Below are 14,168 nucleotides of genomic sequence, written 5' to 3'. Positions count from 1 at the left end.
TCGGGGGCCACGCATGGCTAGAGTTGTGACGTGCGCAATTACACGACTGAAACCGAGCCCGCTCCCGTTGTGAGTCCTTGGGTTGATGAACTGCTTCCCGGACTCATCGAATTCCGGCGTGACCTGCATGCGCACCCGGAGCTTTCCTTCAAGGAATTCCGCACCACGGACAAGCTCGTGGAGCGACTGGAGGCAGCCGGACTGAAGCCCCGTCGGCTGGAGGAGACCGGATTGACGGTTGACGTGGGTGAAGGCCCCATTGCCACAGCCCTTCGCGGGGATATCGATGCACTGCCGATCATCGAGGAAACCGGCCTGCCCTTCGCGTCGAAGAACCATGGCGTCACGCATGCGTGCGGGCACGATGTCCACACCACCGCCATGCTGGGTATTGCCTTGACGCTGCAGCGAATGCACAAGAACAATCCGTTGGGCGGCACGGTCCGGATCATCTTCCAGCCTGCCGAGGAAACCATGCCCGGCGGCGCGTTATCCTGCATTGAGCAGGGCGTGCTTGAAGGCGTGCCGAGGATCCTGGCGCTGCACTGCGATCCCCGGATCAACGTTGGCCAGATCGGCACGCGTATCGGCGCCATCACGTCGGCATCGGACACCATCAAGATCGAACTCTCCGGACGCGGTGGCCACACTTCCCGCCCGCACCTGACCGAAGACCTGGTCTTCGCTTTGTCGCAGATCGCCATCAACGTTCCGGCTGTCCTTTCCCGCCGCGTGGATGTCCGCAGCGGTGTGTCCGTGGTCTGGGGCCAGATTTCCGCCGGCTCCGCGCCGAACGCCATTCCCGGATCCGGCTACATGGCCGGCACCATGCGTTGCCTCGACCGCGATGCCTGGCACAGTGCGGGGGAGTTGCTGGACGACGTCGTGAAGCAGGTTGCCGCGCCCTATGGCGTGGATGTCCGTATGGAGCACACCAGGGGAGTTCCTCCGGTGGTGAACTCGGAGCACGAGACGGCTCTGATCGAGGCGTCGGCCCGCGCGGAGCTGGGCGAGAATGCTGTGGTCCTCACCCCGCAGTCCATGGGTGGCGAGGACTTTGCCTGGTTCCTGGCCGATCTGCCCGGTGCCATGATGAGGCTCGGCACGCACACGCCCGGTGGCGAGGAATACGATCTTCACCGCGGCGACTTCATCGTTGACGAGCGCGCGCTCGGTTATGCCATCCGCGTCCTGACCGCAGCCGCCCTCCGCACCATCCGCGACCTCGAGAAATAAACCCACCTGGGGGACAGCACATGTCCTTTTAAGCGCCCTTTGGAGCCTGTGCTGTCCCTTGATGTGGTGACTTTCTCCCGAATGAGTTGTGCACAATTGAATTGTGCACTATCGTTTTAGTCATGAGTGATGCACCCCGCCTCCGCCACCAGGTCTGCTTTGCGCTGTACTCGGCGTCCAAAGCCGCGACGGCGGTCTACCGCCCCGTGCTGGAAGACCTCGGGCTGACCTACCCGCAGTACCTGGTGATGCTGGTCCTGTGGGAGAAGGAACCGCGGAGCGTCCGTGAACTCGGTGCTGAACTGGGCCTTGACTCCGGCACCTTGTCGCCCCTGCTGAAGCGCCTCGAAGGGCTGGGCCTCGTGGAACGCCGCCGTGCGGCCGAGGATGAGCGCCGGGTGGACGTCGTCCTGACGGACGCGGGAACCGCCTTGAGTGCCCGCGCCCAGGCTGTGCCCCAGCGCCTCGCGGACGCCGCAGGCCTGTCTGCCGACGAGATCGAACAGTTGCACGCCACTCTCGGCAAACTCACTGCGGCCCTGAACAGCTCACTCTGACACGATTTCCAAGCCACCCATTCCCAAGAGAAACGGAAACACCATGAAGACTCTCTACACTGCTGAGGCACTTGCCTCCGGCGAAGGCCGCGATGGCAATGCGCGCACCAACGACGGCAAGCTGGACGTTTCGCTCGCCAGCCCCGTGGAACTCGGCGGAAACGGCCAGGGAACCAACCCCGAGCAGCTTTTCGCTGCCGGATACGCCGCCTGCTTCCACTCCGCCTTGCGCCTGGTGGGCCGCAAGGAGCGCGCGGACCTTAGTGATTCGGCTGTTGCCGCGAAGATTCACTTCGGTGCCTTGACGGACAGCGAAGGCTATGGCTTGGCTGCCGAACTCGAAATCGCCCTGCCCGCCCTGGACCGCGACACCGCAGAACAATTGATGGCGAAGGCGCACCAGATCTGCCCCTACTCCAATGCAACGCGCGGCAACATGGCCGTTGACCTCAAGCTCGTGGAGTTCGCAGCATGAGCGCCGCCACCAGCACCACAACCCGCGAAATCCAGCTCGCCTCCCGCCCCGTGGGGCGGCCCGCTCCGGAGAACTTCCGCCTGGCGGAAGCCCAGCTGCCGGAGCTCGCTGAGGGCCAGATCCTGGTCAAGAACCAGTACATGTCCGTGGACCCCTACATGCGCGGCCGCATGAATGACGTCAAGTCGTACTCGGCGCCGTTCCGCCTCGATGCAGCGCTCGACGGCGGTGCGGTAGGTGAGGTGATCGCGTCCCGTTCGGACGCGCACAAGGTGGGTGACGTCGTCGTGCACCAACTGGGGTGGCGCGAACACGCGGTGGTGGACGCAGCAACGACTACCCCCGTGCCGAGCGGCTTGGCTCCTACCTCCGCCTTCCTCGGAGCGCTGGGCATGACCGGCCTGACGGCCTATGCCGGCCTGCTGAAGGTGGCCGAGTTCAAGGAAGGCGACGTTGTCTTTGTGTCCGGAGCGGCCGGCGCAGTTGGATCCATGGTGGGCCAGATCGCCAAGGCCATGGGTGCCGGCAAGGTCATCGGCAGCGCCGGTTCTCCCGAGAAGGTGGCACGGTTGCTGGAACTCGGTTTTGACGCCGCGTTCAACTACAACGATGCACCAGTGCTGGACCAGCTCCGTGCAGCAGCGGGGGAGCGCGGCATCGACGTCTACTTCGACAACGTCGGCGGCGAGCACCTCGAAGCTGCGCTGGCTACGCTGACCGTTGGTGGCCGGGTGGCCATGTGCGGCGCCATCGCCCAATACAACTCCACTGAGCCTCCCGTTGCGCCCAGGAACCTGGCAGTGGCCATCGGCAAGCAGCTGACGTTGCGCGGTTTCCTGGTGGGCGGCCAGCGGCAGCACGCCGCTGAGTTCGCACAGAAGATGGCGGGATGGCTGGCTGATGGGTCCGTTAGCTATGACGAAACCATCGTCGACGGACTCGAGAACGCACCGCAGGCATTCATCGATTTGCTGGACGGCGCGAACACCGGAAAGATGCTCGTTCGCCTGTGACTTGCGCACCCGGCTACTGCTTGGTAACAAAAGGTCAACAATCTGACCTGGAGTGCGGATATGTGCTATCCGGGTGTGTTCCAGGCCACTAGTGTTGGTTTCATCAATGCGCCTCGGCGCAGCTGCGAGCATCAGTGAAAACAGAATTTCTGCCTCAGGTATAGGAAACGGACACTCATTGACCATCCGTCGTAGCGCCAATCACTTTCTTCCTGGAGGAAAATTGAAGAAACCACTGCGTGCCACCCTGAAGCGCGGTTCAATGGCCGGTGTTGCAACTGTCGGCGCAGCAGCGCTCCTGCTGACCGGCTGCGGCCAGGCTCCCGACGCCGGATCCGGTGCCGCCACCAAGAGCGACTTCCTCGGATGCATCGTTTCCGACTCCGGCGGATTCGACGACCAGTCGTTCAACCAGTCCTCGTTCGAGGGCCTCAAAAAGGCGGAAACGGACCTCGGGATCCAAGTTCGGTCTGCTGAGTCAAAGGCCAACAGCGACTTTGAGACCAACCTCAACGGCATGATCTCGGCTGGCTGCAACTTGACGGTTACCGTTGGCTTCCTCCTGGGTGACGCCACCAAGGCTGCTGCGGAGAAGAACACCGACAAGCACTTCGCCATCATCGACTTCGCCTACGATGCTCCCATCGCCAACGTGAAGCCCGTTGTCTACGACACGGCACAGGCTGCCTACCTGGCTGGCTACGCCGCTGCTGCGACCACCAAGACCGGCAAGGTTGGCACCTTCGGCGGCATCAAGCTGCCCACCGTGACCATCTTCATGGACGGCTTCTATGACGGAGTCCAGGCCTACAACAAGGCCAAGGGCAAGTCCGTTCAGGTTGTGGGCTGGGACAAGGCAGCGCAGGATGGCTCCTTCACCGGTGACTTCGAGAAGCAGGACACCGGCAAGCAGATCACCAAGAACCTGCTGGACCAGGGTGCGGACATCGTGATGCCCGTTGCCGGTCCCGTGGGCAAGGGTGCGGGCGCTGCGCTGAAGGAAGCCAAGGCTGCCGGCAGCGACGTCAAGCTGATCTGGGTTGACTCCGACGGCTACCTCACAGCTCCCGAGTACAAGGACCTCATGCTGACCTCCGTGGTCAAGCAGATGGGCGAGGCCGTTGAGGCTGTTGTGAAGGACGACAAGGACGGCAAGTTCAGCAATGAAGCCTACGTTGGCACGCTCGCCAACGACGGTGTTGCCATCGCCCCGTTCCACGACCTCGATTCGGCAGTTTCTGCCGAAACGAAGTCCGAACTCGACGCCCTGAAGGCAGACATCGTGTCCGGCAAGCTGGTTGTCGAGTCGGCGGCGAGCCCCAAGAAGTAAACAATTCCCTGGACGCGCCGCCAGTACCGAGTCCCGGTACTGGCGGCGCGTTTTTGCCCTGACTAGGCTGAACCCAAGGCTCGTGGCTTTGGAGCAGTTCAGCTGTCCTTCGGACTCACAGAACGGTGGGAGTTGTGAAACTCGAATTGAAGGGGATCTCGAAAGCCTTCGGGACCTTCTACGCCAACCAAGACATCGACCTCGTGGTCGAATCCGGCCAGATCCATTGCCTCCTGGGCGAAAATGGGGCCGGCAAATCAACCCTTATGAACGTGCTTTATGGGCTGTACGAGCCCACGGCCGGGCAAATCCTGGTCGATGACAAGCCCGTCACCTTCCGCGGACCCGGCGATGCCATGGCAGCGGGCATCGGCATGGTGCACCAGCACTTCATGCTGGTGCCGGTTTTCACAGTGGCTGAAAATGTTGCACTGGGTGCTGAACCAACATCCTTCGGCGGCGTCCTCAGCATCGAAGAAACCCGGAAGAAGATCCGGGAGATTTCCAAGAAGTATGGCTTCGACGTCGATCCCGACGCCTTGGTGGAGGACCTCCCCGTTGGCGTCCAGCAGCGTGTCGAAATCATCAAAGCATTGGTTCGCGAAGCCAAAGTGCTCATCCTGGACGAACCCACTGCCGTGTTGACGCCACAGGAGACCGATGAACTCCTGGACATCATGCGGCAACTCCGGGCTGGCGGGACGTCCATTGTCTTCATCTCGCACAAACTCCGCGAAGTGAAGGCAGTCTCCGACGTCATCACCGTGATCCGCCGGGGCAAAGTGGTGGGGGATGCACCTCCCACCGCATCCGCCACGGAGCTTGCCTCCATGATGGTGGGCCGCCCCGTGAGCCTCAGCCTGAACAAGGCACCCGCGCAGCCAAAGGAAACCACGTTCGTGGTGGAAAACCTCACTGTCCGGGCAGCCAATGGCACCAACGTGGTGGATGGAATCAGCTTTGACATCGCACAAGGCGAGATCCTCGCCGTCGCCGGTGTCCAAGGCAACGGCCAAACAGAACTGACGGAAGCCATCCTCGGTGTGCAGGAGCACGTGACCGGTTCCGTGACGCTTGACGGCAAGCAGCTCCTGGGCCTGCCGGTCAAGGACGTCCTGCGCTCCGGCGTCGGCTTTGTCCCCGAAGACCGAACCGTGGACGGGCTCGTCGGCCCGTTCTCCGTGGCCGAGAACCTGGTGCTGGACCTTTACGACCAAGCACCCTTCGCGAGCGGCATCGGCATGAAGCCCGCCAAGGTCACGGAAAACGCCAAGGCCAAGATCGAAGAATTCGATATCCGGACTCCTTCTGCGGGGTCGGCCGCAGGAACGCTCTCCGGCGGCAACCAGCAAAAAGTGGTCATGGCCCGGGAACTGTCCCGGCCCCTGCGGCTGTTCATTGCGAGTCAGCCAACGCGCGGCGTGGACGTTGGATCCATCGAGTTCCTGCATAAGCGCATCGTTGCGGAGCGCGACGTCGGAACGCCGGTCATGATCGTGTCCACTGAGCTCGATGAAGTCATTGAACTCGCAGACCGGATTGCCGTGCTTTACAAGGGCAAGCTCGTGGGCATCGTTCCCGCCGGTACGCCCCGCGACACCCTTGGCTTGATGATGGCCGGCGTCGGCCCGGAAGGAGGCTCCGATGACTGAGAACAACCAGTCACAAGGGTCCGGTAAACACCAGTCCAAGGACCAAACCCCCGAAGTCCCTGCGTCGGAGGTCCGCGCCGCGGATGTTTCGCTGGACACTGCCGGCGGAATGCTGGAGCCCTCCATCGTTCCCGTTTCCTCGCAGAGCGGAGACACCGGTCACCAGCAGGGCAGCCTCGTCCGCAGGATCGTCATGGGCAACGGTTTCGTGTCCGTCCTGGCCGTCATTGTGGCGCTGTTCTTGGGTGGCCTCCTGATCGCCAGCACGGACGCCCAGGTCGCCAAGACCGCCGGTTACTTGTTCGCACGGCCCACGGACTTCCTGAGCGCCTTGTGGTCCGCCATGACCGAGAGCTACGTGGCCCTTTTCCAAGGTGCCGTGTTCAATACCCGCCAGGGCTTCCAGCCCTTGCTTGAGACCATGACGGTGGCAACGCCCCTGATTTGCGCGGGCCTGGGCGTAGCTTTGGCGTTCCGCGCCGGCTTGTTCAACATCGGCGCCCAAGGGCAGATCATCATCAGTGCCACGTTGGCGGCCTATGTCGGGTTCGCCTGGCACCTGCCCTTCGGGCTGCACCTGCTCGTAGTGATCATCATGGGTGTTCTTGGTGGTGCTGCCTGGGGCGCAATCGTGGGTATCCTCAAGGCCCGCACCGGTGCCCATGAGGTGATCGTGACCATCATGCTGAACTACGTGGCGCTGTTCCTGTTGGACTTCCTGCTGAACACGGCCGCGTTCCGTCGGCCGGGGGACAACAGCCCTATTTCGCCGCGCTTGGATGAGACGGCCACCTATCCCGTCCTCATTCCGGGATCGAGGCTCCACCTCGGTTTCCTGGTGGCAGTCGCACTGACCTTCGGGGTGTGGTGGATGCTGAACCGCTCCACTATCGGTTTCGAATTCCGGGCAGTCGGCGCCAACCCGGTCGCCGCCCGCACCGCCGGCATCAATGTTCCCCGCGCCACCATCCTGGTGATGGCTCTGGCCGGTGCCCTCGCAGCCTTCGGTGGTGTGGCCCAAGTAGCCGGTACCGAAAAGGTGCTGACCGGCGGAGTCGCGGCACAGATCGGCTTCGATGCCATCACTGTTGCCCTCCTGGGCCGGAGCACTCCGTGGGGCACGTTCTTCGCCGGCCTGCTGTTTGGCGCTTTCCGTGCGGGAGCGGTACAGATGCAGATCCAAACGGGCACGCCCATCGACATCGTCCTGGTGGTTCAGTCGCTGATCGTCCTGTTCATCGCTGCACCTCCGCTCATCCGGTCGATTTTCCGGCTTGAGCCCAAGAAGAAGGACAAGAACAAGACACCGAAGGCGGCCCCGAAAGCTGCCCTTGCCAACGCCTCCGGAGGTGCCAAGTGAGTGCGACATCCACCGCTCCCAAGTCGGGATCAACGGCCCTGCCAGCGTTTCGTCCTTCCATGAAGGTCCCGTTGTCGCTGGGCATCCTGGCGCTCATTGCCCTGGTCTTTTTTGGCTTCCTGGGACCAGACCAGACCGCTGAGATGAAGATCAGCGATGCCGGCGACGCCGTGGCTGTTCCCGCCCTCATGATTCCGGGGCAGGTGGGCGGCGTGGTGCTGGGCATCCTGCTGCTGGCCATGGCTGCCTACTCGATCTACCTCTGGACCCAAGGGGAGCGGTCGCCCAAGTGGTTGCCCATCGCTTTTGCCGTGGTGTTCGTGTTCGCTTTGCTCGTTTGGATCGTGGCAGGTGCCCGGCAGCCCTCGATCTCGCTGGCCGGCCTCGTCGCCGGTTCGGTCACGCTGGCCGTGCCACTGGTCTTCGGCTCGCTCTCGGGCGTGCTGTGTGAGCGTGTGGGCGTGGTCAACATCGCCATCGAAGGCCAGCTCCTGGGCGGCGCGTTCACCGCAGCCCTGGTGGCCACCATGACGGGCAGTCCCTACATCGGCCTGATTGCGGCAGCCGCTGCCGGCGCCGCCGTGTCCATGGTCCTGGCAGTGTTCAGCATCAAGTACCTGGTCAACCAGATTATTGTGGGCGTTGTCCTGAACGTGCTGGTGTCCGGTATCACGGGCTTCCTGTACGGCACCCTCATGGTTCCCAACAAAGAGCAGTTCAACACCCCGGGCCGCCTGGACATCCTGCCGATCCCGCTGCTCTCGGACATCCCCATCATCGGGCCCATCCTGTTCGAGCAGTCCATTGCCGGCTACCTCATGTACATTGCCGTCGCTGTGGTGTGGTTTGGCCTGTTCAAGACCCGCTGGGGCCTGCGCGTCCGGGCTGTTGGCGAGCACCCGCAGGCTGCCGACACTCTGGGCATCAACGTCAACGCAACCCGTTTCTGGAACGTCACCCTGGGTGGAGCCATCGCGGGAATCGGTGGAGCTGTGTTCACCCTGGTGACCATCGACTCCTTCACCAAGGACATCTCCGGTGGCCGTGGCTTCATCGCCCTGGCTGCCCTGATCTTTGGCCGATGGAACCCGATCGGTGCCTTCCTGGCGTCGCTGCTGTTCGGCTTTGCCTACAACCTGCAGTCGATCCTGGGAATCATCGGTACCCCGGTGCCCAGCCAGTTCATGGCCATGCTGCCGTACCTGGTGACCATCTTCGCCGTCGCCGGTTTGGTGGGTAAGTCGCGGCCACCGGCCGCAAGCGGCATTCCGTACGTGAAGGGTTGACGATGCCAACTCCTCACGTCGATTGGCGTGCTTTGGAAGAAGCTGCAGTTCAGGCCATGGAACGGGCCTATGCGCCGTATTCCAAGTTCCCGGTGGGGGCTGCGGCCCTCACCGAGGATGGGCGCATCGTCAGCGGCTGCAACGTGGAGAACGCCAGCTACGGGCTGACGCTCTGCGCGGAATGTGCGCTGGTGGGCCAGCTCCACATGACCGGCGGTGGCCGGATCGCCGCGTTCTATTGCGTGGACGGCCAAGGCAACATCCTTATGCCGTGCGGGCGCTGCCGCCAGCTCTTGTACGAGTTCAGGGCACCCGGGATGCAGCTGATGACAACGCAGGGAATCAAGTCCATGGACCAGGTACTGCCCGATGCCTTCGGTCCCGAAAACCTGGAGGAAACCACGTGACCAGCACTGAAGCATTCGACGCCGTCCAGATCATTTCCATCAAGCGGGACAAGGGCACTCTTTCTCCCGAGCAGATCGACTGGACCATCGATGCCTACACCCGCGGCGTCATCGCCGAGGAGCAGATGGCGGCGTTGAACATGGCCATCCTGCTCAACGGCATGGACAGAAGCGAGATCTCGCGCTGGACGTCGGCGATGATCGCCTCGGGCGAGCGGATGGACTTTTCGTCCCTGACAACGCCCGACGGCGGCCGGAAGGCTACCAGCGACAAGCACTCCACCGGTGGGGTGGGGGATAAGATCACGCTGCCGCTGGCACCTCTCGTGGCCGTCTTCGGCGTCGCCGTTCCGCAGCTCTCTGGCCGCGGCCTGGGCCACACGGGCGGAACTTTGGACAAGCTCGAGGCCATTCCCGGGTGGCGCGCCAACCTGAGCAACGACGAAATCATGGCACAGCTCCAGGATGTGGGGGCAGTTATTTGCGCCGCCGGATCCGGGCTGGCGCCTGCTGACAAGAAGCTGTACGCCTTACGCGACGTCACCGGAACCGTGGAGGCCATCCCACTCATCGCTTCCTCGATCATGAGCAAGAAGATCGCGGAGGGCACCGGGTCGCTGGTGCTGGACGTCAAGGTCGGCTCGGGTGCCTTCATGAAGGACGAAGCGCGGGCACGGGAGCTTGCCGAGACCATGGTGGCCCTGGGCAAGGACGCCGGCGTGCACACCGTCGCCCTGATCACGGACATGTCCACGCCGCTGGGCTTGACCGCTGGAAATGCGATCGAGGTTGAGGAATCGGTGGAGGTCCTTTCCGGCGGCGGTCCCGAAGACGTGGTCGAGCTGACCGTCCGGCTGGCCGAAGAGATGCTGGCTGGTGCCGGTATCCACGACGCCGATCCCGCAGCGGCGCTCAAGGACGGCCGCGCCATGGATGTGTGGAACCGCATGATCGAAGCCCAGGGTGGAGATCCGCGGGCCGCACTGCCGGTGGCCAAGGAATCCGAGGTTGTCTATGCTCCCGCGGAAGGTGTCTTGGTGGAGCTGGATGCGCTGTCCGTTGGCGTTGCCGCCTGGCGCCTGGGCGCTGGGCGGGCGCGCAAGGAGGACCAGGTCCAGGCTGGAGCCGGAGTCCGTCTCCACGCGAAGCCCGGTGCGCTGGTGCGTGCCGGCGAACCGTTGATGACCCTCCTGACGGACACTCCGGAGAAGTTCCCGCGGGCCAAGGAAGCACTCCAGGACGCGGTGGTGATTGCGCCTGAGGGTTCACGCCCGGCGCGTCAGCTCATCATCGACCGCATCGCCTAGGCTTAAGTGTTCCGGGTTGTCCGCGCTGGACAACCCGGAACATTAGTCATCCGGCGCCTGTGGGGGAGCCGGCTACCGTAAGGAAACCGTGCAGGGCATCAACGATTTCATCCTCGCCGCGGCGGAGCAGCCGTGGGTGTTGTTCCTGGTGCTCGCTTGCTGCGTAATCGATGGCTTCTTTCCACCCATCCCGAGTGAATCGGTGGTGGTGGGGCTGAGCGCAGTATCCGGAAGCAGCGGTTCGCCCAACGTCTGGCTGCTGGGCCTGATGGCGGCCCTCGGAGCTTTTTCCGGGGACAACATCGCCTACATTATTGGCAACCGGATCGGTATCCAACGGTGGCGTTGGATGCGCACCCAACGGATGCAGGGCGCCTTCCGCTGGGCCGGCAAGGAACTTCGACGTCGCTCGGCTTCGCTCATCATGGTGGCCCGTTTCATCCCCATTGGCAGGGTGGCCGTTAACCTGACAGCGGGTGCCACTCACTTCAATCACCGCAAATTCGTAGCCCTCACGGCGATGTCCGCCATCCTGTGGGCTTCGTACTCAGTGGTGCTCGGATACTTCTTCGGGGTCTGGTTCGAGCACAACCATTTGCTGGGGGCAGTCATAGCCATCGTCGTGGCCGTGATCCTGGGGATCATCATCGACCGCATCATCAGCAAGGTCCGAGGATCGGTGCCGTTGGATGGGAAGAACATTCCCGAACAGGATGCTCCGCCTCCACCCACGGTATGACGAGGACTACCCTCCAAGATCAGCCCGGCGGTTGACGATGAAACCGCCCCTTCACCTATAGCGTTAAACGCGTGATCCCAAGGCTGGGACGTAGCGAACGACGTCCCGGCCATGGGACACTAAGAGCGACTTCCGTCACACTGTCAAGTCATCTTCGTCTAGGAGCTACCGCCGCGTGGAGTTTTTGAACCAAATGCTCGAGCATGCAGCCGGGCAGCCATGGATATATCCGGTACTCCTGGTCTTCTTCTTCATTGACGGATTTGCCACCATTCTTCCCAGCGAAACAGCCATTGTTGGCCTCTCGGCGCTGTCACTTCACAGCGGAGAACCCAACCTCTGGATCCTGGGCGCAACGGCCTTGGTGGGTGCCATGGCAGGCGACAACATGGCCTACATGCTGGGCCGGAAGATTGGCCTGACGCGCTGGAAGTGGATGCGCCGCCCCAAGGTCCAAAAGATGTTCGCCTGGGCCCAGTATGAGTTGGACAAGCGCGGCGCGGTGCTCATCTTTACCGCCCGCTACATTCCCTGGGGCCGCGTTGCGGTGAACTACGTCGCCGGACAGACCGGTTTCCGTCACCGGACGTTCTTCTGGCTCGACGCCTTCGCCTGCATCACATGGGTGGGCTACTCCATCGGCATCGGCCTCCTCGCTGGCCAATGGGTGCACCACAACCCGCTCCTCGGTGTTGGCATCGCTGTGGCCTTCGCTGTCGTCCTTGGCATCGTGGTGGACCACGCACTTCGTTGGTGGCACAAGTACCTGGAGAAAAAGGACCACGCCAAGGAAGCTGCCGCGGCTGCGGCGACTCCCACGACGATGGACACGGCCGAAAAGGCCGTTGCCGGCGTCGACGGTTCCAAGCCTGCTGGCTAAGCACCTGCCGTCCCCCTAGAGTTGGTACGTGACTGAGCCCATACTTGACGCTGCCCCTGCCCTCGACTTCGATCTGAAGAGCCTTCCCAAGGTTTCCCTCCACGACCATCTGGACGGAGGACTCCGCCCCGCTACCATCATCGAACTGGCTGATGCCGTTGGCCACACGCTCCCGTCCACCGATCCCGTGGCCTTGGGTGAATGGTTCCGCGAGTCCGCCGATTCCGGTTCGCTGGTCCGCTACCTTGAGACCTTTGACCACACCATCGCTGTCATGCAGACCAAGGAAGGCCTGTTCAGGGTCGCCAAGGAGTTCGTGGAAGACCTCGCCGAGGACGGCGTCGTATACGGCGAAGTCCGCTGGGCACCCGAGCAGCACCTGCAGAAGGGCCTCACCTTGGACGAGGTGGTAGAGGCAGTCCAGACGGGCCTCGAAGCCGGCGTAGACGCTGCCGAAGAGCGCGGCCAGCAGATCCAGGTGGGTCAGCTCATCACCGCCATGCGGCATGCTGACCGCGGTCAGGAGATTGCGGAGCTCGCCGTCCGCCACCGGGCCAATGGTGCCGTTGGTTTCGACATCGCAGGCGCCGAAGATGGATTCCTGCCCTCCCGCTTCAAAGATGCTTTCACGTACCTGGCCGAGAACAACTTCCCGGCCACGGTCCACGCAGGTGAGGCCGCTGGCCTGGACAGCATCCAGTCGGCACTGGTTGATGGCCGCGCCCTGCGCCTTGGCCACGGTGTGCGGATCGCCGAGGACATCACGGTGGAGTTTGAAGACAACTCGGACGACGACGGCGAGGACACCATCGGCATGGTGACCATCGGCAGCGTGGCTGCCTGGGTGCGGGACCGCGGAATCGCCCTGGAGATCTGCCCGTCGTCCAACCTGCAGACCGGTGCCATTTCCGGCTTTGGCGAAGGCATCGAAAGCCACCCGGTGGACATGCTCTTCCAGCTCGGCTTCAACGTGACCATCAACACGGACAACCGCCTCATGAGTGGTGTCACCCTGACGGATGAGTTCGAGCTCCTGGTGGAGACCTTCGATTACGACCTCGATGATCTGCTGGAACTGACGCTCAACGCCGCCGAGGCTGCCTTCCTGCCGCTCGACGAGCGTGAAGCGCTGGTGGAGTACATCAACGATGCCTACGCCAACCTCGGCTGACAATTCCGGACCGCCAGGGCTGGAGCTGCTGGAACTGCTGGGGACGATCGCCACGCTGCGTGAGCACTGCCCCTGGATGGGCGCGCTGACGCATGAGTCTCTGGTGGAGTACTTGATCGAGGAAGCCTACGAAGTGGTGGACTCAATCGAGGCGGGTGCTGTTGACGATGAGCTTCGCGGCGAGCTGGGTGATGTGCTGCTTCAGGTAGTGCTTCACGCCCGGCTCGCCGAGGAGCGCGGCAGTTTTGACTTCGAAGACGTCGCCCGGGAAATCAACGCCAAGATGGTCCGGCGAAACCGGCACATCTTTAAGGCGGACGGGTCCCTGCAAGAGAGTTTCCCGGCGAGTGTCGAGGAGATCATCCTCAAGTGGGACGCCGCCAAACGTGCGGAGAAGCCTGAGCGCAAAGATCCCTTCGAGGGCATCCCGCCGCACCTTCCGGCGTTGGCAGCGGCGCAGAAATCCCTGGACCGGGCAGCCCGCGCGGGTCTGCCGGTTGCCGCCAAAAGCCGCTCGACCGACGTCGCACTTCCTGTCATCCCGGCCTCGGAAGAGGCGCTCGGCGAGTTGCTGCTGGCCGTCGTCGCCGGCGCCCGGGAGCAAGGCCTCGACGCCGAACGGGCCCTCCGTGCCGCCGTTCGATCGTTTCAGAGCGGCACGGCCCAGCCTTCATGACGTGAGTCTTTGGAAGCTGTTCCGTAACCTGAGCCACTCTGGACTACGCTAGTAGCGACGAGGACGTTGAGAATTTCCC

14 protein-coding genes are annotated in these 14,168 nt (G+C 63.0%); all 14 read left to right on the top strand.

Annotation, left to right across the window (positions count from 1 at the left end; translation table 11 throughout):
- The first annotated feature begins 30 nt into the window (after positions 1-30).
- The 14 genes from FQP90_RS00580 (at position 31) to FQP90_RS00515 (ending at position 14,089) form a co-directional block, all read left to right on the top strand.
- On the top strand, positions 31-1,236 hold the full coding sequence (locus tag FQP90_RS00580; protein ID WP_144647657.1) for an amidohydrolase: 1,206 nt from the start codon (positions 31-33) through the stop codon (positions 1,234-1,236).
- A 122-nt stretch (positions 1,237-1,358) separates the two neighbouring features.
- A complete protein-coding gene (locus tag FQP90_RS00575) occupies positions 1,359-1,793 on the top strand; it encodes a MarR family winged helix-turn-helix transcriptional regulator (RefSeq protein WP_144647655.1) in 435 nt (144 codons plus the stop codon).
- Positions 1,794-1,836: 43 nt separating this feature from the next.
- A complete protein-coding gene (locus FQP90_RS00570; protein WP_144647653.1) occupies positions 1,837-2,268 on the top strand; it encodes an organic hydroperoxide resistance protein in 432 nt (143 codons plus the stop codon).
- On the top strand, positions 2,265-3,281 hold the full coding sequence (locus tag FQP90_RS00565) for an NADP-dependent oxidoreductase (protein WP_144647651.1): 1,017 nt from the start codon (positions 2,265-2,267) through the stop codon (positions 3,279-3,281). Before FQP90_RS00570 ends, FQP90_RS00565 begins: the two co-directional genes overlap by 4 nt.
- Positions 3,282-3,504: 223 nt before the next feature.
- A complete protein-coding gene (locus tag FQP90_RS00560) occupies positions 3,505-4,611 on the top strand; it encodes a BMP family lipoprotein (protein ID WP_439898630.1) in 1,107 nt (368 codons plus the stop codon).
- 134 nt (positions 4,612-4,745) lie between these two features.
- The gene (locus FQP90_RS00555; protein WP_144647647.1) at positions 4,746-6,263 is read left to right on the top strand and encodes an ABC transporter ATP-binding protein; all 1,518 of its coding nucleotides are present in this window, start codon (positions 4,746-4,748) and stop codon (positions 6,261-6,263) included.
- Positions 6,256-7,623 (top strand): ABC transporter permease, encoded by a 1,368-nt coding sequence (locus tag FQP90_RS00550; protein WP_144647645.1) that lies wholly within the window; start codon positions 6,256-6,258, stop codon positions 7,621-7,623. The genes FQP90_RS00555 and FQP90_RS00550 overlap by 8 nt, the downstream gene beginning before the upstream one ends.
- On the top strand, positions 7,620-8,909 hold the full coding sequence (locus tag FQP90_RS00545; protein ID WP_144647643.1) for an ABC transporter permease: 1,290 nt from the start codon (positions 7,620-7,622) through the stop codon (positions 8,907-8,909). The genes FQP90_RS00550 and FQP90_RS00545 overlap by 4 nt, the downstream gene beginning before the upstream one ends.
- A gap of 2 nt (positions 8,910-8,911) precedes the next feature.
- The gene (locus FQP90_RS00540; protein WP_144647641.1) at positions 8,912-9,316 is read left to right on the top strand and encodes a cytidine deaminase; all 405 of its coding nucleotides are present in this window, start codon (positions 8,912-8,914) and stop codon (positions 9,314-9,316) included.
- Complete coding sequence (locus FQP90_RS00535) at positions 9,313-10,623, top strand: thymidine phosphorylase (protein WP_144647639.1); 1,311 nt, start codon at positions 9,313-9,315, stop codon at positions 10,621-10,623. The genes FQP90_RS00540 and FQP90_RS00535 overlap by 4 nt, the downstream gene beginning before the upstream one ends.
- A gap of 88 nt (positions 10,624-10,711) precedes the next feature.
- Entirely contained in the window at positions 10,712-11,362 is a 651-nt protein-coding gene (locus FQP90_RS00530) for a DedA family protein (RefSeq protein WP_144647637.1), read from the top strand.
- A gap of 193 nt (positions 11,363-11,555) precedes the next feature.
- Positions 11,556-12,242: a DedA family protein gene (locus FQP90_RS00525; RefSeq protein WP_144648067.1), complete on the top strand. Its 687-nt coding sequence runs from the start codon at positions 11,556-11,558 to the stop codon at positions 12,240-12,242.
- Positions 12,243-12,270: 28 nt separating this feature from the next.
- A complete protein-coding gene (locus tag FQP90_RS00520; RefSeq protein ID WP_144647635.1) occupies positions 12,271-13,413 on the top strand; it encodes an adenosine deaminase in 1,143 nt (380 codons plus the stop codon).
- A complete protein-coding gene (locus FQP90_RS00515; protein ID WP_144647632.1) occupies positions 13,391-14,089 on the top strand; it encodes a MazG nucleotide pyrophosphohydrolase domain-containing protein in 699 nt (232 codons plus the stop codon). Before FQP90_RS00520 ends, FQP90_RS00515 begins: the two co-directional genes overlap by 23 nt.
- Positions 14,090-14,168 lie beyond the last annotated feature (79 nt).

The organism is Paenarthrobacter nitroguajacolicus (genome assembly GCF_007786235.1).
Lineage (GTDB): Bacteria > Actinomycetota > Actinomycetes > Actinomycetales > Micrococcaceae > Arthrobacter > Arthrobacter nitroguajacolicus_A.
Note: the sequence above shows the minus strand (reverse complement) of the source record. Positions and strands in the feature narration are given on the sequence as shown.